Consider the following 23,061-nt stretch of genomic DNA (forward strand, 5'->3'; position numbering starts at 1 on the left):
GGTCGGCGCAGTGCGCGGCCGCGGACGTCTCGTCAGAGGAAGTAGAGCCTGGACAGCGAGACCGTGTCGGCCGGTTCGGAGCGCATCGGGTCGCCGTCGAGGGTGACCAGTCCGCTGCGTTCGTCGACCTGGACGTCGCCGACCCGGGCGTTGTGGATCAGGTTGCGGGGGCCGATGCCGCGGGTGCCGCGGACCGCGACCCGGCGCCGGCGGGTGGGCATCCCGTCGCCGCCCTGCTCGACCGCGGCGCCGGCGACGAAGGCCACCGAGATCTCGGCCGGGGTCGCGCCGTGCGCGCCGAACTGCGGGCCGAGCACGAGGGGTTCGCAGGTGTCGGTGGCGGCGTTGGGGTCGCCGGTGACGCCGTAGGCGGGGAAGCCGGACTTGAGCACCAGTTGGGGTTTGGCGCCGAAGAACTGCGGCTTCCACAGCACGATGTCCGCCATCTTGCCGACCTCGATCGATCCGATCTCGTGCGAGAGGCCGTGGGCGATGGCGGGGTTGATGGTGAGTTTGGCGATGTAGCGCAGTACGCGGGCGTTGTCGTCGTGGGCGCCGTCGCCGTCCATCGGGCCGAGTTCGGCCTTCATCTTGCCGGCCATGGCGAAGGTGCGGCGGACGGTCTCGCCGGCCCGGCCCATGCCCTGGGCGTCGGAGGAGGTGATGCCGATCGCCCCGAGGTCGTGCAGTACGTCCTCGGCGCCCATCGTGCCGGCCCGGATGCGGTCGCGGGCCATCGCGGCGTCGCCGGGCAGGTCCGTCTTGAGGTCGTGGACCGAGACGATCATGCCGTAGTGCTCGGCGACCGCGTCCCGCCCGAACGGCAGGGTGGGGTTGGTCGAGGAGCCGATGACGTTGGGGACACCGGCCATCTTCAGCACGTTGGGGACGTGCCCGCCGCCGCAGCCCTCGATGTGGAAGGCGTGGATCGTCCGGCCGTCCAGGACCCGCAGGGTGTCCTCGACGGTGAGGCACTCGTTGAGGCCGTCGCTGTGCAGCGCGACCTGGACGTCGTACTCCTCGGCGACCCGCAGGGCGGTGTCCAGCGCGCGGGCGTGCGCACCCATGTCCTCGTGCACCTTGAAGCCCAGGGCGCCGCCCTCGGCCAGCGCCTCGACCAGCGGCGCCTCGCCGGAGGACGAACCGCGGCCCAGGAAGCCGATGTTGACCGGCCAGGCGTCGAAGGCGTTGAACGCGTGGCGCAGCGCCCAGGGGGAGTTGACGCCGACGCCCCAGACCGGACCGAACTCCTGCCCGATGATCGTGGTCACGCCGGAGGCCAGCGAGGCTTCCATCACCCGCGGGGAGAGCAGGTGGACGTGGGTGTCCACGGCGCCGGCGGTGGCGATCATGCCCTCACCGGAGACGATCGAGGTGCCGGTGCCGACGACGACGTCGACGCCGTCGAGGGTGTCGGGGTTGCCGGCCCGCCCGATGGCGTGGATGCGCCCCTCGCGGATGCCGATGGAGGTCTTGCGGATGCCCTGGACCGCGTCGATGACCAGGACGTTGCTGATCACCACGTCGCAGGTCTCGCGCAGCGACGCGGCCTTGAGGTGCATCCCGTCGCGGGCGGTCTTGCCGAAGCCGGCCAGGAACTCCTCGCCCGACTTCTGCGAGTCGGACTCCACCCGGACCACCAGGCCGGAGTCGCCGAGGACCACCCGGTCACCGGCCCGCGGGCCGTGGACCGAGGCGTACTCGTAAGGATCGATGCTCGGGCTCATGCCTGCTCCTCCGCTCCCAGGTAGCCACAGGCGGCGGCCCGCCGCAGCGCTTCGTTCTTGGCGCCCGGCGCGTCGAGCGGGCCGTCGACCAGCCCGGCGAAGCCGATCGCGATCCGGTCGCCGCCGATCGGCACCAGGCCGACCTCCGAGGACCCGCCGACGTCGAACCGCACCGACGAGCCGGCCGGGACGCACAGCCGCATGCCGTAGGCGGCGGCGCGGTCGAACTCCAACCGGGGGTTGGCCTCGAAGAAGTGGAAGTGCGAGGTGACGCTGATCGGCACGGTCGCGGTGTTGCGCACCGCGATCACCACGGCGGGCTCGGGCTCGGGGTCGGCCGGGCCGGGCAGCACGGCGCCGGGCGCCCGCGTCGCCCCGCCGGGCTCCGCGAGGGGTTCGGCGCCGATCGGGTCGGTGACCACCGCGAGCCGGGAGCCGTCGTCGAAGACGGCCTCCACGTGCACCTCGGTGACGACGTCGGCCACCCCCGGCAGGACATCCTCCGGGCCCAGCACGCTGCGGGCCGCCTCGATGGCCTGAGCGAGGCGGCGCCCGTCCCGCGCCGCCTCGCAGACTGTGTCCGCGATCAACGCGGTCGCCTCGGGCACGTTCAGCTTCAGGCCGCGGGCCCGGCGCGCCCGCGCCAGTTCGGCCGCACCGAACAGCAGCAGCCGGTCGCGTTCTGTCGGGGTGAGCCGCATCCTGTCACTTCCTCCCGCTTGAATTGAGCATCACTCTAACTCGGAATTCATCATTCCGAAACCATTGACCTAGGCAGCAACTGTGCTTCATATTGAGCGTCGCTCTAGAAGATGGCTTGATCTGATCATTTTTAGAGCATCACTCAAATGATCTCGCAGCAGCGAGCACGCGCTTCGTACGCACCGACGAACGAAGCCCTTGTCCACGACGGAGCACCGCGCCCAGCACCGCTTCTCACACCTGTTCCGGCCTCTCAGGGGAGCCCTCATGCCGATAGAACAACGCGGAGTCGACACGATCCCGGACGAGGAGCGCACAAGCAGCCCTCGCGACCTCGTCTCCATCCTGCTCGGCTCGAACCTCGCACTCGGCGTTGTGATCTTCGGCTGGCTACCCGTCTCCTTCGGCCTCGGCTTCTGGGGCTCGGTCACCTCCCTCGCGGCCGGCACCCTGGTCGGCGCGCTGCTGACCGCGCCGCTCGCCCTGGTCTCGCTGCGCAGCGCGACCAACCTCTCCACCAGCAGCGGCGCCTTCTTCGGCGTCCGCGGGCGGCTCATCGGCTCGGTGATCGGCCTGCTGCTCTCGCTCGGCTACACCGCGCTGACCCTCTGGGTCGGCGGGGACGCCATGGTCGACTGTCTCCACCGCCTCATCGGCCTGCCGGCCGACGGGGCGGCGTACACGATCGTCTACGCGGTGCTGGCCGCCGCCACCGCCGTCGGCGCGGTCTACGGCTACAAGGTGCTGCTGCGGCTCAGCAAGGTGCTCTCGATCGGCCTGACGATCCTGCTGGCGATCGGCGTCTTCGCCTTCGCGCACCACTTCACCACCGGCCCGATCCCCGGCGTCCACTACGCCCTGGGCGGCTACTGGCAGACCTGGCTGCTCTCCGCGGTCTCGGCCGGCCTCAGCGGCCCGATCGCCTTCATCACCCTGCTCGGCGACTACAGCCGCTACATCTCCCCCCGCCGGCACAGCTCCAAGGCGGTCTTCGGCGCCACCTACCTGGGCCTGGTCCTCGGTCTGCTGGTGCCGCAGCTGTTCGGGACGTTCAGCGCGCTCGCGGTCGGCGCCGGCTCCGACTACGCCGGGCCGCTGGTCGCCGGCGCGCCCCTGTGGTACCTGGTCTTCCTGCTGCTCAACGCCTCGGCCGGGTCCGCGGGCAACTCCGGTCTGATGCTCTACAGCATGGGCCTGGACCTGGACGCGATCCTGCCGCGCGCCACCCGCACCCAGGCCACCTACGTCGTCGCCGGGCTCTCCACCGCGCTGGTCTACATCGGCCACTTCCTGTGGGACGCGCAGAACGCGATGACCGCCTTCGTCCTCCTCATGACCGCCATCGGAACCCCGTGGGCGGTCATCACCGTGATCGGCTTCGTCCGCTGCCGCGGCGTCTACGACCCGGACTCGCTCCAGGTCTACAACCGCGGCACGGTCGGCGGCGTGTACTGGTTCAAGGCCGGCTGGAACGTCCAGGCCGCCATCGCCTGGGCGCTCGGCTCCGCGGTCGGCCTGCTGGCCGTGGGCTCCCCCTACGAGGGGCCGCTGCTGAAGTACACCGGCGGGATCGACATGAGCTTCCTGCTGGCCGCCGCCACCGCCGCGCTCGTCTACCTGCTCCTGGTCGCCCGGCAGCCGCGCCCGGTCCCGCCGCTGCGCGCGGCCGGCGCCGGCGCGCCCACCGCCGCGCCGAAGAGCCCCACCAAGGTCGGCTGACCACCGGCACCGCACGGTGAACCGCGCGAGGCCGCCCCGGCATCCTGCCGGGGCGGCCTCGCGCGTGCCTACGGGCCAGGGGCCACGCGTCAGCCGATGCGGTGCATCCAGCCGTGGTCGTCGGCGGTCACCCCGCGCTGGATGTCCAGCAGCGCCTCGCGCAGCTTCAGCGTGACCTTGCCCGGCTCGCCGCCGGACTGGTGCCACTCGGCGCTCGCCCGCTTGACCGTGCCGACCGGGGTGATCACCGCGGCGGTGCCGCAGGCGAAGACCTCGGTGAGCGTGCCGTCGGCGGAGTCGTTCTGCCACTGGTCGATGGAGACCCGGCCCTCCTCCGACGCGTAGCCCAGGTCGCGGGCGACGGAGAGCAGCGAGTCACGGGTGACGCCGGCCAGCAGCGAGCCGGTCAGCTTCGGGGTGACGATCCGGTCTCCGTAGACGAAGTAGAGGTTCATCCCGCCGAGCTCCTCGACCCAGGTGTGCTCCACCGCGTCGAGGTAGGCGACCTGGTCGCAGCCGCGGGCCGCGGCCTCGGCCTGGGCGAGCAGCGACGCGGCGTAGTTGCCGCCGGTCTTGGCGTCGCCCATGCCGCCGGGGACGGCCCGCACCCGGTCCTCGGAGAGCCAGATGGAGACCGGCTTGACGCCACCGGGGAAGTACGCGCCGGCGGGCGAGGCGATGACGACGAAGAGGTACTCGGCGGCGGGCTTGACGCCCAGCCCCACCTCGGTGGCGATCATGAACGGGCGGAGGTACAGCGACTCCTCGCCGCCGTGCGCGGGCACCCAGTCCTTGTCCTGCTGGACCAGCAGGTCGCACGCCTCGATGAAGGTCTCGACCGGCAGCTCCGGCATGGCCAGCCGGCGGGCGGACGCCTGGAAGCGCCGGGCGTTGGCGTCCGGGCGGAAGGTGGCGACGCTGCCGTCGGGCTGGCGGTACGCCTTCAGCCCCTCGAAGATCTCCTGCGCGTAGTGCAGGACGTTGGTCGCCGGGTCGAGGGAGAGCGGCCCGTACGGCACGAGCTGCCCGTCGTGCCAGCCGCGGCCCTCGGTCCACTTGATCGTCACCATGTGGTCGGTGAAGTGGCGGCCGAAGCCGGGGGCGGCCAGGATCTGCTCCCGCTCCGCCGCGGGCAGCGGGTTCGAGGAGGGCTTGAGCTCGATCGTCGGCGTCGTCATGTGTCCGTGTCCTTCACTGCGTGGTCCGATACCGGGGTGGTCCCGGGCTGCTCCCCACCCAGCGTGCGCTGGGGAGGGTCACCGGCCCAGCCCTCCGGCCGGGGGTCGGGGAGGGTCCCCGTTCGCGGCACCGGTGCGGTGGGGAGCGGCCGCGCGCACTGCGGGGACTCAGTCGTACCGGTCGTTACTGGGACGTCCGAGTTTCCCGCCGGACGGCGGTCCCTCGTCCGATTATCGCTCGCGGGCGTCCGCCGCCGGAACCGGCGTGCGCGTCCTGCGTCAGATGGTGGCATTCCGCCCGCCGGCGGCCGGGGCGGGGTCAATGCGGACAGCGCCGGACCGTTGACCGGCCCGGCGCTGGGGTGCTGCTCGTGCGTCGGGCGTCAGCCCGCTACGCGTGCGGCGATCGCGTCACCGATCTCGTCGGTGGTGCGGGCCGCGCCGTCCCGGGCCTCCAGGTCGGCGGCGACCTCCGCCTCGATGCGGGCGGCCTGCTCCTCGTAGCCGAGGTGGCGCAGCAGCAGCGCGACGGAGAGGATCGTGGCGGTCGGGTCGGCCTTGCCGGTGCCCGCGATGTCCGGCGCGGAGCCGTGCACCGGCTCGAACATCGAAGGGAAGGCGCCGGTGGGGTTGATGTTCCCGGAGGCGGCCAGGCCGATGCCGCCGGTGACGGCCGCGGCGAGGTCGGTGAGGATGTCGCCGAAGAGGTTGTCGGTGACGATCACGTCGAACCGCTCGGGCTGGGTGACGAAGAAGATCGTCGCCGCGTCGACGTGCAGGTAGTCGGTGGTGACCTCGGGGTACTCCTGGCCGACCTTGTCGAAGATGTTCTTCCACATGTGGCCGGCGTAGACCAGGACGTTGTTCTTGTGGACCAGCGTCAGCTTCTTGCGCGGGCGGGCGTCGGCCCGCTCGTAGGCGTCCCGGACCACGCGCTCCACGCCGTAGGCGGTGTTCACGCTGACCTCGGTGGCGACCTCGGCCGGGGTGCCGGTGCGCAGGCTGCCGCCGTTGCCGGTGTACGGGCCCTCGGTGCCCTCGCGGACGACGACGAAGTCGATGTCGGGGCGGCCGGCCAGCGGGGTCGCGGTGTTCGGGAACAGCTTCGAGGGGCGCAGGTTGACGAAGTGGTCGAAGGCGAAGCGGAGTTTGAGCAGCAGTCCGCGCTCCAGGACGCCGGACGGCACCGTCGGGTCGCCGATCGCGCCGAGCAGGATCGCGTCATGGTCCTTGAGGGCGGCCAGTTCCGCGTCCGGCAGGGTCTCGCCGGTCCGGTGCCAGCGCTTGGCCCCGAGGTCGTACTCCTTGGTTTCCAGCTTGACGTCCTGCGGGAGGACCGCGGTCAGGACCTTCAGGCCCTGCGCCACGACTTCCTGGCCGATACCGTCACCGGGGATCACTGCGAGGCGAATGCTGCGAGACATGCCTGGACCCTACTCTTCGTCCCAATGATTGACACGTAACGTCCGGCATGCGGACACGGTCGCCCGGCGCACCACCACCGGCCATCCGGCGTTCACCCCGGCGTCCCGGGCACGTCGGCGGGTACTGCGAGATTCGGCCACATGAGTGCACATCCCCGGGGGGAGCGCCCCCTGCCCTCGCACACCCCCCGCGTCGGCATACCGGAGCAGCTCGCGGCCCGCATGACCATGCCCGAGCAGCACGAGTACCTCCGCACCAAGCTGACCCGCCGGGGGCTGCTGCGCAGCTCCGCGGTCACCGCCGGCATGGTCGCCGGGGCCGGCCTGCTGACCGCCCCGGCCGCACAGGCCGCGCAGACCGCCGGGCCGGTGCTGCTGTCCGCGCCCGCGACCACCGCCGTCGACGGGCACCTGGTCGCCCCGTTCGGCCGCCACCTCGCCTTCGGCGCCGACCCCCGGACCCAGATGCGGGTCGGCTGGCAGGTGCCGTTCGCGGTCCGGCGGCCGTACCTCCGGGTCGGTCTGAAGCCCTGGGACCTGGGCCGCAAGGTCCAGGCCGAGGTGCGCCACCTGCACACCCCGGCGCTGACCGCCAAGCTCCCGGCGGTCGACCAGTACTACCTGCACGCGGCCCTCGACGGCCTGCGCCCGGGGACCACGTACTACTACGGCGTCGGCCACGACGGCTTCGACCCGGCCGACCCGCGCCACTTCTCCACCGTCGGCACCTTCCGCACCGCGCCGGCGCGCGCCGAGAAGTTCGTCTTCACCGCCTTCGGCGACCAGGGCGTCAGCTACCACGCGCTCGCCAACGACCAGTTGATCCTCGGCCAGAACCCGTCCTTCCACCTGCACGCGGGCGACATCTGCTACGCCGACCCGGACGGCCAGGGCTCCGAGCACGACACCTACGACGCCCGCGCCTGGGACCAGTTCCTCGCCCAGACCGAGACGGTGGCGAAGTCGGTGCCGTGGATGGTGACCACCGGCAACCACGACATGGAGGCGTGGTACTCCCCCAACGGCTACGGCGGCCAGTCCGCCCGCTGGTCGCTGCCGGCCAACGGCCCGGACCCGCGGCAGGCCCCCGGCATCTACTCGTTCACCTACGGCAACGTCGCCGTCGTCGCCCTGGACGCCAACGACGTCTCCTACGAGATCCCGGCCAACGCGGGCTACACCGAGGGCCGGCAGACCCGCTGGCTGGACCGCCGGCTCGGCGAGCTCCGGGCCGCCGCGGACATCGACTTCCTCGTGGTCTTCTTCCACCACTGCGCGTTCTCCACCACCAACTCGCACGCCTCCGAGGGCGGGGTCCGCGACGCCTGGCTGCCGCTCTTCGAGAAGCACAAGGTGGACCTGGTGGTCAACGGCCACAACCACGTCTACGAGCGCACCGACGCCATCAAGGGCGGCCGGGTCTCGAAGCGGGTGCCCATCGGGGAGACCGTGGACGCCGCGCACGAGGGCATCGTCTACGTGACGGCCGGCGGCGCCGGGAAGTCCCTCTACGACTTCCCCGTGCCCGACAGCTACGAAGGCCACGTCAAGGACCTGGACCACGTGGACACCTACCACTGGGTCAAGGGCCAGGCGAAGGCCGAGGAGACCGTCGAGTGGTCCCGGGTCCGCTACACCGGCTACTCCTTCATCGCCGTCGAGGTCACCCCGGGTGCCCGTCCCTCGATGAAGGTCACCGCCCTCGCCGAGTCCGGTGAGCGCGTCGACCACTTCGAGGTCACCCGCTCCCGCCGCCGGAGCTGACCGCCCGCACCACCACGCCAGGGGCGCCCGGGATCACCTCCCGGGCGCCCCTGACGCATGAGCGGGGTCGGCGTGCTCAGTGACCGGTGGCGCCGCCGTTGTCGCGGCGGTCGAGTGCGCGCTGGAGGGCGGCCGCGGCGTTGCGGCGGTCGGCTTCGTTGGTCTGACGGGAGGAGTGACGGGTCCTGCGGACGGTGGTCTCGGCCATGATGCGCGTCTCCAATGCCAAAGCCCCGAGTACTGAAGGGATACGTCGAAGAGGGGTGAAGAGGGGTGAAGAGGGGTGGGGTGGTTCGGGAGCGGCCGGAGGGCGGGGGCCACGGCGCCGCAGGGGTCACCTGCGTGGGCGCGCCGGGCCGCATCCGCATTCGCTGGATGCAGCGATACGTTCGGCTCCTACAAAGCTAGGACAGCCGAGCCGTGATGTCTGCACAATTACTTGGGCTTCCTACTATTTGAGACGGTGATCACGCGCGGACCGTCCCGGACCCGGCCCGAAGGCGCGCGAACGGCCGCGGCCCGGCACCCCCGAAGGGGTACCGGGCCGCGGCCGGGCGGGTGGGCGTCAGCCCATGTGCGGGTAGCGGTAGTCGGTCGGCGGGACCAGGGTCTCCTTGATGGAGCGGGTGGAGGTCCAGCGCATCAGGTTCTGCTTGGCGCCGGCCTTGTCGTTGGTGCCCGAGGCGCGGCCGCCGCCGAACGGCTGCTGGCCGACCACGGCACCGGTGGGCTTGTCGTTGATGTAGAAGTTGCCGGCCGCGAAGCGAAGCCTCTCGCAGGTGGCGGCGGCCGCGGCGCGGTCCTGGGCGATCACGGCGCCGGTCAGGCCGTAGGCCGAGGCGGACTCCATCTGGTCCAGCATGGCCTCGTAGCCGCCCTCGGTGGAGTCGTCGTAGACGTGGACGCCGAGGATGGGGCCGAAGTACTCGTCCTTGAAGATCTCGTTCTCCGGGTCGGTGGAGACCAGGACCGTCGGGCGGACGAAGTAGCCCACGCTGTCGTCGTAGCTGCCGCCGGCCACGACCTCGACGGTCGGGTCGGCCTTGGCGCGGTCGATCGCCGCCTTGTTCTTGGCGAAGGAGCGCTCGTCGATGACGGCACCCATGAAGTTCGCCAGCTCGGTGACGTCGCCCATGGACAGGGCGTCGACCTCGGCGGCGAACTCCTCCTTGAAGCCGGCGTTCCACAGCGACGCCGGGACGTAGGCGCGGGAGGCCGCGGAGCACTTCTGGCCCTGGAACTCGAAGGCGCCGCGGGTCATGGCGGTCTTCAGGACGGCGCGGTCGGCCGAGGGGTGGGCGACGATGAAGTCCTTGCCGCCGGTCTCGCCGACCAGGCGGGGGTACGTCTTGTACTTCTCGATGTGGGTGCCGACCGTCTTCCACAGGTGCTGGAAGGTCCTGGTCGAGCCGGTGAAGTGGATGCCCGCCAGGTCGGGGTGGGTCAGGGCCACCTCGGAGACGTCCTTGCCGTCGCCGGTGACGAGGTTGATGACGCCGGGCGGCAGGCCGGCCTCCTCCAGCAGGCGCATCAGCAGCACCGCGGCGAAGGTCTGCGTCGGGGACGGCTTCCAGACCACCACGTTGCCCATGAGGGCGGGGGCGGTGGGGAGGTTGCCGGCGATCGCGGTGAAGTTGAAGGGCGTGATCGCGTAGACGAAGCCCTCGAGGGGGCGGTGGTCGGAGCGGTTCCAGACGCCCGGGGAGTTCACCGGCGGCTGCTCGGCCAGGATCTGGCGCGCGAAGTGGACGTTGAAGCGCCAGAAGTCGACCAGTTCGCAGGGGGTGTCGATCTCGGCCTGCTGGGCGGTCTTGGACTGGCCGAGCATGGTGGCGGCGGCCATCGTCTCGCGCCAGGGGCCGGCCAGCAGGTCGGCGGCCTTGAGGACGATCGCGGCGCGGTCGTCGAAGGACATCGCGCGCCAGGCGGGGGCGGCGGCCAGCGCGGCGTCCACCGCGTCCTGGGCGTCCTGGACGGTGGCGTTGGCGTAGGTGCCGAGGCGGGCGGAGTGGTGGTGCGGCTGCACGACGTCGAAGCGTTCGCCGCCGCCCATCCGTCGTGCGCCGCCGATGGTCATCGGCAGCTCGATGGGGTTGCCCGCCAGCTCCTTGAGCTTGGCCTCCAGGCGGAAGCGCTCCGGGCTGCCCGGGGCGTAGCTGTGCACCGGCTCGTTCACCGGCACGGGGACCTGGGTCACAGCGTCCATGGTGGCCGTGTCTCCTTACGCTTGCGATCGTCACGCTCGTGATCGTCGGTATGCGATCGTTTCGTTGTCGTACGTCGGTGTACGTCGGTCGTGCCGAGGCCGCTGCCACGGCGGGTGGCCGGCCACGGGTGGCGCCGTCCGGGAAGGATCCCTTGTCCAGGATCTACCCATATGGCATCAAAAGAGACGGTAAACCCCGTCCCAAATGAGCCGGTCAGCGGGGTGTCCGCGGCGGGCGTCCGCCGCGGACACTCCTCGTTCCCTCAGCCGCGCGTGGCCAGGGACCGCAGGAAGAACGCCAGGTTGGCGGGGCGCTCGGCGAGGCGGCGCATGAAGTAGCCGTACCAGTCCGTCCCGTAGGGGATGTAGACCCGCATCCGGTGGCCCTCCTCCACCAGCCGCTGCTGCTCCGCCTCGCGGATGCCGAACAGCATCTGGAACTCGTAGTCGGCGGGCTTGCGGCCGTTGCGGTGCGCCAGCTCCTGGGCGATGGCGACCATCCTCGGGTCGTGGGACCCGATCATCGGGTAGCCCTGCCCGGCCATCAGGATCTTCAGGCAGCGCACGTAGGCCCGGTCGACCTCCCGCTTGTCCTGGAACGCGACCGTCGCGGGCTCCTTGTACGCGCCCTTGACCAGCCGCACCCGGGAGCCTTCCCCGGCCAGTGCCCGGCAGTCGTCCTCGGTGCGGAAGAGGTACGCCTGGAGCACCGCGCCCGTCTGGGGGAAGCGCTCGCGCAGCGCACCGAGGATCGCGAGGGTGGAGTCGACCGTGGTGTGGTCCTCCATGTCCAGCGTCACGGTGGTGCCGGCCTCGGCGGCGGCCTCGACCACCGGAGTGACGTTGCGCAGCGCGAGGTCGTGCCCGCCGGGCAGCGCCTGCCCGAAGGCGGAGAGCTTGACCGACATCTCGGCCCTGGCGCCGAGCCCGAGTTCCTTGAGGGCTCCGGCCAGCTGGAGGTAGGCGTCGCGGTTGCGCAGCGCCTCGGCCGGGTCGGTGATGTCCTCGCCGAGGTGGTCGAGGGTGACCTCCATGCCGCGGGCGGCGAGGTTCCGTACGGCCGCCATCGACTCGTCCAGGCGCTCGCCCGCGACGAACCGCTCGACCACGGGTCGGGTGACCGGAGCGGCCGCGACGACGCGGCGGATGCTGTCGCTGCGCGCGGCGGCGAGAAGCACGGGACCCAGCATGGGGCACCTCCACGTTTCAGGATGACAAATGCCGGGGCGGGCGCCGATCGGGCGGTCGCGGCGGCAAGATGAGCCACCTGAAATTTAAGGATCTCGCCACTTTCCGGCCATCGACAGCTGTCACGCCTTCGTGGCCGGCATCTCAGACAGATGTATGAGAATGGGAGGCAGGTGACGGCAGCGACAGGAGAGGGGTCGGGCGGCGGTGCGCGGCGACTACCAGCAGTTGGTGGACGAGATCTCGGCGGCGCTCGGTGCGCCGGCGACGCTGGAGGACCGGGATTTCGGACTGATCGCGTTCGGAGCGCACGAGAGCGAGGACGACGAGGTCATGGACCCGGTGCGGACCCGCTCGATCCTCCAGCGGCGGTCCTCCGCGGCGGTGCGCGCGTGGTTCGAGGCGTTCGGGATCGCCCGCGCCACCTCCCCGCTGCGCATCCCCCCGGACCCGGCGGCCGGGGTCTTCAAAGGCCGGATCTGCCTCCCGGTACGGCACCGCGGAGTGGTACACGGCTACGTGTGGCTGCTCGACGACGGCCATCTGACCGACCTGGAACTGGGCGGCCGCGGTACCCCGGCCGACCCCCGGATGGCCCAGGCGATGGAGACCGCCGCGCGGATCGGCGCCCTGCTGGCCGCCGAGTCCCGGGCCGGCTCCGAACTCGCCGAAGTGCTGCGGGAGTTGCTGACCTCCCGGGCCGCCGACCGGACCGCCGCGGCGGGCGCGCTGCGGGATGCCCTCCGGGACACCCTGCGCTTCACCTCCGGCACGCCGCTCACCTTGGTGGCGGTCCTGCCCTGGGACACCACGGCCACCGACACGGCCCCGCTGCCCAGCCTGCCGGGACTGCTCGCGGCCTGCCCGCTGCCCACGGTGGGCGGCGGCACCCCGGACCGGCCGGACCATCCGGACCGACCCGGGCCCGGCGCCGCCGAGCCGGCGCTGGCCGCGCTCGTCCGGCTGCGCCAGACCGGTTCGCCCGCCCCGGCCCACACGGCCGCCGACCACCTGCTGCGCTCCCCGCGGGCGGGAGGTGCCCCGGCCGCGGCCGGACGGGCAGGGACCCTCCCCACCCGGGGGGCCGCCGGGATCGGGCTCGCCACCCGGGAGCTGACCGACCTGCCGACCGCCTGGCGGCAGGCCCTGGACGCGGCCCGCGCGGCCCGCGCCGAGCCGCGGCTCGGCCCCGTCGCCGAATGGGACGCGCTCGGCGCCTACCGGCTGCTGACCGCCCTCCCGGCCGCCCCGGCCGACCCGGCGGTCGAACCGCTGCTGGCCCCCGCGCACGCCGAACTCGCCCGGACCGCCGAGGCGTTCCTGGACTGCGCGGGCCAGGCCGGCCGCACCGCCCAGCAGCTGGGCATCCACCGCCAGACGCTCTACTACCGCCTGGCCCGGGTCGAGAAGCTCACCGGCCTCGACCTGGACGAGGGCGCGGACCGCCTCCTCCTCCACATGGCGCTGAAGGCGGCGCGGCTCTGAACGGAGCGCCCCCTCAGGCGAGGGGGAGCGCCACGGACCGGGCTCCCCCGGCCCGCGCCGGAGGAGCCCCGCAGAAATCCGCCTCGGCCACGTCGACGTAGAGCGCCGGATCCGGCAACCAGTCGCCGTTGATGTCGAGCGTCAACTGGTGTCTGCCGTCCGGGGTGCCGAACATCGCGGAGAGGGAGCCGTTGGTCCGGCCGGTGTGGCCCAGCACCGTCACCCCGCAGGACAGGTCGACTGAGTCGATCCCGAGCCCGGACGTGCGGGTGCTGTGCTGCTTCATGGGCGGGGACTCCCGTCGCCGTCGGTCCAGGGTGCGTCCGTACGGCGGGGAGGACGCCGAACGCGGGCCGGGGGGTTGATCGTTCGTTCCGCACGGGTCGCCGCCACCGGATGCCCCGGAGTGCCCCGGGACGGCACCTGTTGTCCATGAAGCCGTTGTCCACAGGGCCTGTTGCCGGACGCTACCGGCAAGTAGCGTGTCCGCCGACCGAGGGAACCGACCGCCGGGTCGGCCCTCCGGGCACTGCTGCCTGCCGCCATGTACTGCCGCCCCAGGGGGATTTGATGCACGGGATGAACCGCCGACAGTTCATGACGAGAATGTCCGCCGTGGCGGCGGGCGCCGCACTGTGGTCGGCCGGCTCCTACGACCAGGCGCTGGCGGTCACCGCGGCGCGGGCCGTGCGGACCAGGGGCACCACGCTGGAGCAGGCCGCCCGCCCGGTCGGCACCGGGGCGTACAAGAGGCTGGTGGCCGGGCCCGGTTGGCCGCTGGTGGTGCGCGGCGACCTGGCCGGTGCCGGCGCGGGGCGGGACGACCGGCGGACCGGGCTCGCCTCGTTCGTTCAGTTCACCGACCTGCACCTGGCGGACGTCGAGTCGCCGGTCCGGTTCGAGTACCTCGCCCGGTTCAACGACAGCGCGTACCGCCCCCAGGAGGCGCTGACCGTGCGCGGCGCCTCGTCACTGGTCGAGCGGGTCAACGCGGTGCGCCGGGGCCCGTACACCGACCTGCCGTTCGGCTCGGTGATGGCCACCGGCGACAACACCGACAACCACGAGCAGATCGAACTCGACTGGTACCTCACGGTGATGAGCGGCGGCCGGATCACCCCCAGCAGCGGCGACCCCCGGCGCTACGAAGGCGTGCAGAACTCCGGCAACGCGGCGTACTGGAACCCGGAGTCCACGCTCCAGGACGCCTACAAGGCCAAGGGGCTGCCGCAGATACCGGGCTTCCTGTCCGGCGCGACCCGCCCGTTCACCGCACCCGGCCTGTCCATGCCCTGGTACACCACGGTCGGCAACCACGACGACAGCATCGAGGGCACCCTGCCCGACCTCGGCCTGCTGGGCGAGCTGTACACCGGCGACCGGAAGTTGGAGGGCTGCGACGACGCCGCCGCGGCCCGGCTCGCGGACGCCCTCAAGAACGACCCGGCGCACGCCGCGACGCTGCTCGGTTCGCTGCTGGCCGGCGGCGGCGCGATCCGCAAGATCACCCCGGACGAGCGGCGCCGCCCGTTCACCCCGGCCGAGTTCGCCAAGGCCCACCTGGACCCGGCGTACACCGGCGCGGGCCCGGTGGGCCACGGCTTCACGTCCGACGCGGCGGCGAGCGGTCGCCTCTACTACACCTTCCCGCTCGCCGAAGGCGTCCTGGGCATCAGCCTGGACACCACCAACCGGGCCGGCTGGGCGGACGGTTCGCTGGGCACGGCCCAGCTGCGGTGGCTGGAGTCGGTCCTCCAGTCGCACAGCAGCCGCTGGTACGACGCCGACGGCCGCCCGGTGCGCGGCAGCGGCGGCGATTCCCTGATCGTCCTCTTCAGCCACCACACCAGCGCCACCATGGGCAATCTGCTGCCCGACCCCTACCACCCCTTCGAGGCGCGGCACGACGGCAACGCCCTGGTCGCCCTGCTCCAGCGCTACCCGAACGTGGTCGCCTGGGTGAACGGCCACACTCACGAGAACCGCATCACCCCGCACGGCCACGCGGTGCCCGAGCGCGCCTTCTGGGAGATCAACACCGCCTCGCACGTCGACTTCCCGCAGCACGCCCGGATCATCGAGCTGGCCGACAACGGCGACGGCACGCTGTCCCTGTTCACCACCCTCATAGAGTCCGCCGCCCCGTACACCACCGACGTCACCGACACCTCCGACGCCGGGCTCGCCGCGCTCTACCGCGAGCTGTCCTACAACGACCCGTACGCCACCCCGGACGCCAAGCTCGGCACGCCCGCCGACCACAACACCGAGCTCCTGCTCACCCGCCCCGGGAAGTGAGCGAGGCGGACGCGGGCCCCGGCCCGTGTCCGCCTCTGCCGCACGTCCGCCCCGGCTACGCGTCCGCCCCGGCCGGGTCCGGCTGCGTCCGGTCCGGGCCCAGCACCTCGCCCGCCGTCACCCGGCGCAGCGCCTCCGCCAGGTCGGCGCCGGACGGCATCCCGTCCGGCCGGACCAGCGACTGCACCATCAGGCCGGTGAGCAGGGCCTGGTAGAAGGTGCCGACGATGCGGGCGGCGTCCGGGTCCACCTCGGTGTCCGGCACCCCCTCGAAGACCGCGACCAGTCCCTCGCCGCCCTCCGGCAGCACCTCGCCGATCGCCTCCCGCAGCCCCTCGTCGCGCGGCAGCAGCCCGAGCACCTCGACCTGGGCGGCGATGAACTCCCGCTCGGTGGCGATGCGGTGCAGCACGGTGTCCCAGGTGGCGGCGAAGCGCTCCAGCGGCCCGGCGCCCTCGGCCGCCTCCTCGCCGGCCGGGGGCGGCGCTGCGATCCCCGAGCCCCACTCCTCGCTGGACGCGACGACCGCCTGGCGCATCAGGGCGTCCTTGGAGCCGTAGTGGTAGCCGATGGAGGCGAGGTTGGCGCCGGAGGCGGCCACGATGTCGCGGGCGGTGGTGCGCGCGTACCCCTTCTCCACGAGGCACCGCTTGGCGCCCTCCAGCAGATCTTCGCGGTGTCCCATGCGGGCACCCTACCCCCGGCCATACGCCCGTACCAGACAAGCGTCTTACACGGGCGTACCCGAGGCTCCGGCGCGCGGCCGGGCCCGCTCAGCGCGGCCGGCCCGTTCCCGGCCCGCCGCGCTCGTCCCGGCCGCTGGCCCGGCCGTCGTCGGACTCCGTCCTCTTCCCAGGGGCCTCTGCGTCGCCCCCGCGCCGCTCGCCGCCGCCCTCCGCACGCTCTTCGGGCTGCGCGGTCTTGCGGGTGTCCTCGGGGCCGCGGGCGGTCTCCTGCTCCGGGCCGCCGCGGGACATCTCCATCGGGCGGCTCTCGTCCCGGGTCCGGGCGTCGGTCAGCTTGTTGCGCTCGGCGCCGGCCCGGGTGCGGTGCCGCACGGCGGGCTCCGCGGGCGTCCGGTCCCGGCTCCCCGCCGCACCCCCGCCGGCCGTCCGCTCCGTCGGCCCGGCGTTCCCCGTCGGCCCCGTCGGCCCCGTCGGCCCAGCCGTGCCGGTCGTCCCACTCGTCCCGGCAGTGCCTGTGGTCCCGCTCGTCCCGGGCGGCTCGGTAGTCCCCGGCCGGACCATCCCGTAGTGGCGGTAGAGCCGCTCCTCCTCGGACGGGTCGAGATGGCCTTCGGCGTCGATCCTCGGCGCCTCCTTGATCGTCGCCTTGGTGTGCGGGACGTGCAGCTCGTCGCCGGTCCGCCGGGCTCCGGCCAGCGGCACGAAGGACTCCTTCATCCCGAACAGCCCGGTCCGCACGGTGATCCACTCGGGCTCGTTGGTGGCGTCGTCCCGGTACACCTGCTGGACGAGGCCCACCTTCGCGCCCTCCGCGTCCACCACGTGCAGTCCGGTCAGGCTCTGCGGCGTGCCACCCAGGGGTGCGTTCATGGCGTCCTGCCTCCTTCCGCGCGCACCCGCTCCACGGCACGCGCAGTTCCCATTGCGCGTCGCGAACGCCGCCCCAGCGACTCGGCGGCCGCGGCGGCACCGGACCCCGGCGGCCCCTCGACGGCACTGCGGGCGCGCCCGCCAGCGGCACCCCCCTACGCCATCCGAGTGAATCGTTGACGCGTCAGCCACCCCGGGCGCCGGGACCGCCCCCTCCCCGCCCGGCCCGAACGGCCGCGGGCCCGGCCCCCGCCGAAGCGGGGACCGGGCCCGTTGACCTGCGAGAACCGGTGGCTCAGTGGGTGAGGTTCACCGCGCGCACCGAGGTCGCGCCGATCTCCTCGGAGATCTCCGCCAGCACGTTCGCCGGGATGCTGTCGTCGACCGTGAGCGCGACCAGCGCCTCACCGCCGACGTCGGCCCGGGAGACCTGCATCCCGCCGATGTTGATGCCCGCCTCGCCCAGGATCCGGCCGACGGTGCCGACGACGCCGGGGCGGTCGGTGTAGCGCAGGAAGGCCATGTGGTCGGCGATCGCCAGGTCGATGGAGTGGTCACCGACCGCCACGACCTTCTGGACGTTCTTGTGCCCGGCGAGGGTGCCGGAGATCGACACCTCCTCGCCGCCCGCGAGGGTGCCGCGCACGGTGACCACGTTGCGGTGCTCGGGCGACTCGCTGCTGGTGGTCAGCCGCACCTCGACGCCGCGCTCCTGCGCGAACAGCGGGGCGTTGACGTAGGACACCGTCTCGTCCACGACGTCCTCGAACACGCCCTTGAGCGCGGAGAGTTCGAGCACCTTGACGTCGTGCTGGGTGATCTCGCCGTACACCTCGACGTCGAGGCGCAGGGCGACCTCGCCGGCCAGCGCGGTGAAGATCCGGCCCAGCCGCTCGGCCAGCGGAAGCCCGGGCTTGACGTCCTCGGCGATCACACCGCCCTGGACGTTGACCGCGTCCGGCACCAGCTCGCCGGCGAGCGCCAGCCGCACCGACTTGGCGACCGCGATACCGGCCTTCTCCTGCGCCTCACCCGTCGAGGCGCCCAGGTGCGGCGTGCACACGACCTGGTCGAAGGCGAAGAGCGGCGAGTCGGTGCAGGGCTCGACGGCATACACGTCGAGGCCCGCGCCGGCCACCCGGCCCTCCTTGAGCGCGCTGGCCAGCGCCTCCTCGTCGACGATCCCACCGCGGGCGGCGTTGACGATCCGGACGCTCGGCTTGACCTTGTGCAGCGCCTCGTCGCCGATCAGGCCGAGGGTCTCGGGGGTCTTGGGGAGGTGGACGGTGATGAAGTCCGCGACCTCCAGCAGCTCGTCCAGGGTCAGCAGCTTGACGCCCATCTGCGCGGCGCGGGCCGGCTGCACGTAGGGGTCGTACGCCACGACCTTCATGCCGAAGGCGGACATCCGCTGGGCGACCAGGACACCGATCCGGCCCAGGCCCACCACACCGAGGGTCTTCTCGCTGAGCTCGACACCGGTGTACTTGCTGCGCTTCCACTCGCCGTTCTTCAGCGCGGTGTTCGCCTGCGGGATGTTGCGGGCGGTGGCGACCAGCAGACCGCAGGCCAGCTCGGCGGCGGTGACGATGTTGGAGGTCGGGGCGTTGACGACCATCACGCCGGCCTTGGTGGCGGCGGAGACGTCGACGTTGTCCAGGCCCACGCCGGCCCGGGCGACGACCTTCAGCTTCTTGGCGGCGGCGATCGCCTCGGCGTCGATCTTCGTCGCGCTGCGCACGAGAACGGCGTCGACATCGGCGATGGCGGGCAGCAGCTCGGCGCGGTCGGCGCCGTTGCAGTGCCGGATCTCGAAGTCCGGGCCGAGGGCGTCGACGGTGGCCGGCGACAGTTCCTCGGCGATCAGTACAACGGGTTTACCCGGGTTGGCAGTGCTCACGTGGTCTTCAATCCTCATCTGGTCCGCTGCGGGTGCCTCCCACGCCCTGGAGGCAGTGGGGGAGGACGGCCGTCCCGACGGCCGAAGGCGGTGTAGGGGAAAGCCGCGTGGAAGACGCACGACGCTGTGAGCCTGACGCGCTTGTGACGAGCAGTGTAGTGGCGGCGCCCGGCACCGTCTGTGCCGAAGCGGAAGGATCACCCATGCGTGGTTCTACGCGGTGGACAAGGTGGTGCGGCGGTACGCGCCTGCACGGCGCCGCCACATACGGACAGGGGGCCGCGAGCAGTTTCGCGGCCCCCTGTCCCGGGGCTTACGCCTCGTCGTCCACCCAGCTCATCAGCTTGCGCAGCTTCTTGCCGGTGGTCTCCAGCAGGTGGTCCTCGTCGGCCTTCTTGTACTCGTTGTACTTCGGCAGACCGGCGTTGTACTCCGCCATCCAGTTGTTGGCGAAGGTGCCGTCCTGGATCTCGGCGAGGACCTTCTTCATCTCGGCCTTGGTGGCGTCGGTGATGATCCGCGGGCCGGTGACGTAGTCGCCCCACTCGGCGGTCTCGGAGACCGACCAGCGCATCTTCTCCAGGCCGCCCTCGTACATGAGGTCCACGATCAGCTTCAGCTCGTGGAGGCACTCGAAGTAGGCGATCTCGGGCTGGTAGCCCGCCTCGACCAGGGTCTCGAAGCCGGCCTTGACCAGCGCCGAGGCGCCACCGCAGAGCACCGCCTGCTCACCGAACAGGTCGGTCTCGGTCTCCTCGGTGAAGGTGGTCTTGATGACGCCGGCGCGGGTGCCGCCGATGCCCTTGGCGTAGGAGAGCGCCAGGTCGAACGCCTTGCCGGAGGCGTCCTGCTCGACGGCCGCGATGCACGGCACGCCGCGGCCCTCTTCGTACTGACGACGGACCAGGTGGCCCGGGCCCTTGGGGGCGACCATGCAGACGTCGACGCCGGCCGGGGCCTTGATGAAGCCGAAACGGATGTTCAGGCCGTGCCCGAAGAACAGCGCGTCGCCGTCCTTGAGGTTGTCCTTGATGGACTCCTCGTAGACCTTGGCCTGGATCGGGTCCGGCACCAGGATCATGATGACGTCGGCCTCGGCGGACGCCTCGGCGGGGGTCACCACGCGCAGGCCCTGCTCCTCGGCCTTGGCCTTGGACTTGGAGCCCTCGTGCAGACCGACGCGCACGTCGACGCCCGAGTCGCGCAGGGACAGCGCGTGGGCGTGACCCTGGCTCCCGTAGCCGATGACCGCCACCTTGCGGTTCTGGATGATGGACAGGTCGGCATCGTCGTCGTAGAACAGCTCGGCCACTTCGGGTATCTCCTTGGATCTAGCTGGGTGCCCACACACTATGTCGGGCGGGGAAGGGAAAGTCGGGGGGTCTCGCCATACGGTCCGAACGGACCGCAGGAATCAGGCCGTACGGTCCAGTGCGCGCAGCGAGCGGTCGGTGATGGACCGGGCGCCACGGCCTATGGCGATGGTGCCGGACTGCACCAGCTCCTTGATGCCGAACGGCTCCAGCATCCGGAGCATCGCCTCCAGCTTGTCGCTGGACCCGGTGGCCTCGATCGTCACGGCGTCCGGCGAGACGTCCACCGTCTTGGCGCGGAAGAGCTGGACGATCTCGACGATCTGCGAGCGGGTCTCGTTGTCGGCGCGGACCTTCACCAGGACCAGTTCGCGCTGGATGGCCGAGCCGGGCTCCAGCTCGACGATCTTCAGCACGTTGACGAGCTTGTTGAGCTGCTTGGTGACCTGCTCCAGCGGCAGCGACTCGACGCTGACCACGATGGTGATGCGGGAGATGTCGGGGTGCTCCGTGACCCCGACCGCCAGCGAGTCGATGTTGAAGCCGCGGCGGGAGAACAGCGCGGCGATCCGGGCGAGGATGCCGGGGGTGTTCTCCACCAGGACGGAGAGCGTGTGCTTGGACATGTCGTCTTCTCTCTTCTTCCGTGCGTCCGTGTCGTCCTGGCTCAGTCGTCTTCGTTGTCGCCGAAGTCGGGACGGACGCCCCGGGCGGCCATGACCTCGTCGTTGGAGGTGCCGGCGGCGACCATCGGCCACACCTGGGCGTCCTCGTGGACGATGAAGTCGACCACGACCGGGCGGTCGTTGATCGCGTTGGCCTTGGCGATGACCGCGTCCAGCTCCGCCGGGTCCTCACAGCGCAGCGCGACGCAGCCCATGGCCTCGGACAGCTTGACGAAGTCCGGGATCCGGGTGCCCTTGCTCGGCTGCTTGCCGTCCGCCTCGGGGCCGCTGTGCAGCACGGTGTTGGAGTAGCGCTGGTTGTAGAAGAGGGTCTGCCACTGGCGGACCATGCCCAGCGCGCCGTTGTTGATGATCGCGACCTTGATCGGGATGTTGTTGAGCGCGCAGGTGACCAGTTCCTGATTGGTCATCTGGAAGCAGCCGTCACCGTCGATCGCCCAGACCGTGCGGTCCGGCTGGCCGGCCTTGGCGCCCATCGCGGCGGGCACGGCGTAGCCCATGGTGCCGGCGCCGCCGGAGTTCAGCCAGGTCGCGGGCTGCTCGTAGTTGATGAAGTGGGCGGCCCACATCTGGTGCTGGCCGACGCCCGCGGCGAAGATCGTGTCCGCCGGGGCGAGCTTGCCGATCCGCTCGATGACCTGCTGCGGGGAGAGGCTGCCGTCGTCCGGCAGGTCGTAGCCCAGCGGGTAGGTCTCGCGCCAGCGGTTGAGGTCCTTCCACCAGGCGCTGTAGTCACCCTTGTGGCCGGCCGCGTGCTCGGCCTGGACCGCCACGATCAGGTCGGCGATGACCTCGCGGGCGTCCCCGACGATCGGCACGTCCGCGGCGCGGTTCTTGCCGATCTCCGCCGGGTCGATGTCGGCGTGCACGACCTTGGCGTACGGGGCGAAGGAGTCCAGCTTGCCGGTGACCCGGTCGTCGAAGCGGGCGCCGAGGGTGATCAGCAGGTCCGCCTTCTGGAGCGCGGCGACGGCGGTGACCGCGCCGTGCATGCCGGGCATGCCCAGGTGCTGCGGGTGGCTGTCAGGGAAGGCGCCCAGCGCCATCAGGGTGGTGGTGACCGGGGCACCGGTCAGCTCGGCGAGCACCTTGAGCTCGGCGGTGGCGCCGGCCTTCAGGACACCGCCGCCGACGTAGAGCACCGGACGCTTGGACTCGGCGATCAGCCGAGCCGCCTCGCGGATCTGCTTGGCGTGCGGCTTGGTGACCGGGCGGTAGCCGGGCAGGTCGGTGTGCGGCGGCCAGACGAAGGTGGTCTGCGCCTGGAGGGCGTCCTTGGCGATGTCGACCAGGACCGGGCCGGGGCGGCCGGTGGAGGCGACGTGGAACGCCTCGGCGATCGTCTTGGGGATGTCGGCCGGGTCGGTGACCAGCCAGTTGTGCTTGGTGATCGGCATCGTGATGCCGCAGATGTCCGCCTCCTGGAAGGCGTCCGTACCGATCGCCTTGGAGGCCACCTGGCCGGTGATCGCGACCAGCGGGACGGAGTCCATGTGCGCGTCGGCGATCGGGGTGACCAGGTTGGTGGCGCCCGGCCCGGACGTCGCCATGCAGACCCCGACCTTGCCGGTGGCCTGGGCGTATCCGGTGGCGGCGTGTCCCGCGCCCTGCTCGTGCCGCACCAGCACGTGCCGGACCTTCGAGGAGTCCATCATCGGGTCGTACGCCGGCAGGATCGCACCGCCGGGAATGCCGAACACGGTGTCGGCCCCGACCTCCTCCAGCGAACGGATGAGGGACTGCGCGCCCGTGACGTGCTCGACGATCGCGGGCTGCTGCGATCCGCCGGAGTTACGGGCCCGCGGCTGCGGATGGTGGGCCCCGTTGGCCTGCTCGGTCATCTGCGTCTCTTCTCGAAGCTGAGGGTTTTGACGGGATTTGTGAGGTTGCGATGCAACAAAAAACCCCTCGTGCC

The 23,061-nt window shown here is 71.7% G+C and carries 17 protein-coding genes and 1 pseudogene; 4 read left to right on the forward strand and 14 right to left on the reverse strand.

Translation table 11 applies throughout. The features are described 5' to 3' along the window. Positions 1-32: 32 nt before the first annotated feature. The gene (locus tag CG747_RS00895; RefSeq protein WP_100599638.1) at positions 33-1,727 is read right to left on the reverse strand and encodes an urease subunit alpha; all 1,695 of its coding nucleotides are present in this window, start codon (positions 1,725-1,727) and stop codon (positions 33-35) included. Further along, complete coding sequence (gene ureA / locus CG747_RS00900) at positions 1,724-2,428, reverse strand: urease subunit gamma (RefSeq protein WP_100599639.1); 705 nt, start codon at positions 2,426-2,428, stop codon at positions 1,724-1,726. Before ureA ends, CG747_RS00895 begins: the two co-directional genes overlap by 4 nt. 268 nt (positions 2,429-2,696) lie before the next feature. On the opposite strand from ureA, the gene CG747_RS00905 reads away from it, so the two are divergent. After that, entirely contained in the window at positions 2,697-4,148 is a 1,452-nt protein-coding gene (locus CG747_RS00905; RefSeq protein ID WP_100599640.1) for a cytosine permease, read from the forward strand. A gap of 89 nt (positions 4,149-4,237) precedes the next feature. Here CG747_RS00905 and CG747_RS00910 read toward each other — a convergent pair whose 3' ends face one another. Then, the gene (locus CG747_RS00910) at positions 4,238-5,326 is read right to left on the reverse strand and encodes a branched-chain amino acid aminotransferase (protein WP_100599641.1); all 1,089 of its coding nucleotides are present in this window, start codon (positions 5,324-5,326) and stop codon (positions 4,238-4,240) included. Between the two features lie 383 nt (positions 5,327-5,709). After that, on the reverse strand, positions 5,710-6,750 hold the full coding sequence (locus CG747_RS00915; protein WP_100599642.1) for a 3-isopropylmalate dehydrogenase: 1,041 nt from the start codon (positions 6,748-6,750) through the stop codon (positions 5,710-5,712). A 141-nt stretch (positions 6,751-6,891) separates the two neighbouring features. Here CG747_RS00915 and CG747_RS00920 point away from each other — a divergent pair, with 141 nt between their 5' ends. Further along, positions 6,892-8,514 (forward strand): metallophosphoesterase family protein, encoded by a 1,623-nt coding sequence (locus tag CG747_RS00920; RefSeq protein WP_180985335.1) that lies wholly within the window; start codon positions 6,892-6,894, stop codon positions 8,512-8,514. Positions 8,515-8,590: 76 nt separating this feature from the next. Here the strand turns inward: CG747_RS00920 and CG747_RS49065 are convergent, their stop codons facing one another. The 3 genes from CG747_RS49065 to CG747_RS00930 all read right to left on the reverse strand — a co-directional run bounded on the left by CG747_RS49065 (position 8,591) and on the right by CG747_RS00930 (position 11,910). Then, positions 8,591-8,722 carry a hypothetical protein gene (locus CG747_RS49065; protein WP_257980161.1) on the reverse strand — a complete coding sequence of 44 codons (132 nt, stop codon included), beginning with the start codon at positions 8,720-8,722 and terminating at the stop codon, positions 8,591-8,593. A 357-nt stretch (positions 8,723-9,079) separates the two neighbouring features. Next, the gene (pruA, locus tag CG747_RS00925; protein ID WP_100599644.1) at positions 9,080-10,720 is read right to left on the reverse strand and encodes an L-glutamate gamma-semialdehyde dehydrogenase; all 1,641 of its coding nucleotides are present in this window, start codon (positions 10,718-10,720) and stop codon (positions 9,080-9,082) included. Between the two features lie 263 nt (positions 10,721-10,983). Next, positions 10,984-11,910, reverse strand: a complete 927-nt coding sequence (locus CG747_RS00930; protein WP_100599645.1) for a proline dehydrogenase family protein — start codon at positions 11,908-11,910, stop codon at positions 10,984-10,986. 205 nt (positions 11,911-12,115) lie between these two features. Here CG747_RS00930 and CG747_RS00935 point away from each other — a divergent pair, with 205 nt between their 5' ends. Further along, positions 12,116-13,393, forward strand: coding sequence for a CdaR family transcriptional regulator (locus CG747_RS00935; RefSeq protein WP_100599646.1), 1,278 nt, complete (start codon positions 12,116-12,118; stop codon positions 13,391-13,393). A 13-nt stretch (positions 13,394-13,406) separates the two neighbouring features. On the opposite strand, the pseudogene CG747_RS00940 reads toward CG747_RS00935, so the two are convergent. Further along, positions 13,407-13,652, reverse strand: a pseudogene (locus CG747_RS00940) (peptidase); the annotation flags it as partial. Between the two features lie 311 nt (positions 13,653-13,963). On the opposite strand from CG747_RS00940, the gene CG747_RS00945 reads away from it, so the two are divergent. After that, positions 13,964-15,691 carry a TIGR03767 family metallophosphoesterase gene (locus CG747_RS00945; RefSeq protein ID WP_100599647.1) on the forward strand — a complete coding sequence of 576 codons (1,728 nt, stop codon included), beginning with the start codon at positions 13,964-13,966 and terminating at the stop codon, positions 15,689-15,691. 55 nt (positions 15,692-15,746) lie between these two features. Here CG747_RS00945 and CG747_RS00950 read toward each other — a convergent pair whose 3' ends face one another. From CG747_RS00950 to CG747_RS00975, 6 genes are all read right to left on the reverse strand, one after another. After that, positions 15,747-16,376, reverse strand: a complete 630-nt coding sequence (locus CG747_RS00950) for a TetR/AcrR family transcriptional regulator (RefSeq protein WP_100599648.1) — start codon at positions 16,374-16,376, stop codon at positions 15,747-15,749. A gap of 88 nt (positions 16,377-16,464) precedes the next feature. Beyond that, positions 16,465-17,247, reverse strand: coding sequence for a PRC-barrel domain-containing protein (locus tag CG747_RS49070; RefSeq protein ID WP_257980162.1), 783 nt, complete (start codon positions 17,245-17,247; stop codon positions 16,465-16,467). Between the two features lie 295 nt (positions 17,248-17,542). After that, complete coding sequence (serA, locus tag CG747_RS00960; protein WP_100599649.1) at positions 17,543-19,165, reverse strand: phosphoglycerate dehydrogenase; 1,623 nt, start codon at positions 19,163-19,165, stop codon at positions 17,543-17,545. Positions 19,166-19,460: 295 nt separating this feature from the next. After that, positions 19,461-20,459, reverse strand: a complete 999-nt coding sequence (gene ilvC / locus CG747_RS00965) for a ketol-acid reductoisomerase (RefSeq protein ID WP_100599650.1) — start codon at positions 20,457-20,459, stop codon at positions 19,461-19,463. 102 nt (positions 20,460-20,561) lie between these two features. Next, the gene (ilvN, locus tag CG747_RS00970; RefSeq protein WP_016575311.1) at positions 20,562-21,086 is read right to left on the reverse strand and encodes an acetolactate synthase small subunit; all 525 of its coding nucleotides are present in this window, start codon (positions 21,084-21,086) and stop codon (positions 20,562-20,564) included. A gap of 41 nt (positions 21,087-21,127) precedes the next feature. Further along, positions 21,128-22,987 carry an acetolactate synthase large subunit gene (locus CG747_RS00975; protein WP_100599651.1) on the reverse strand — a complete coding sequence of 620 codons (1,860 nt, stop codon included), beginning with the start codon at positions 22,985-22,987 and terminating at the stop codon, positions 21,128-21,130. Positions 22,988-23,061: the final 74 nt, after the last annotated feature.

The sequence above is a fragment of the Streptomyces sp. CB02959 genome (assembly GCF_002803155.1).
In the GTDB taxonomy this organism is placed as follows: domain Bacteria; phylum Actinomycetota; class Actinomycetes; order Streptomycetales; family Streptomycetaceae; genus Streptomyces.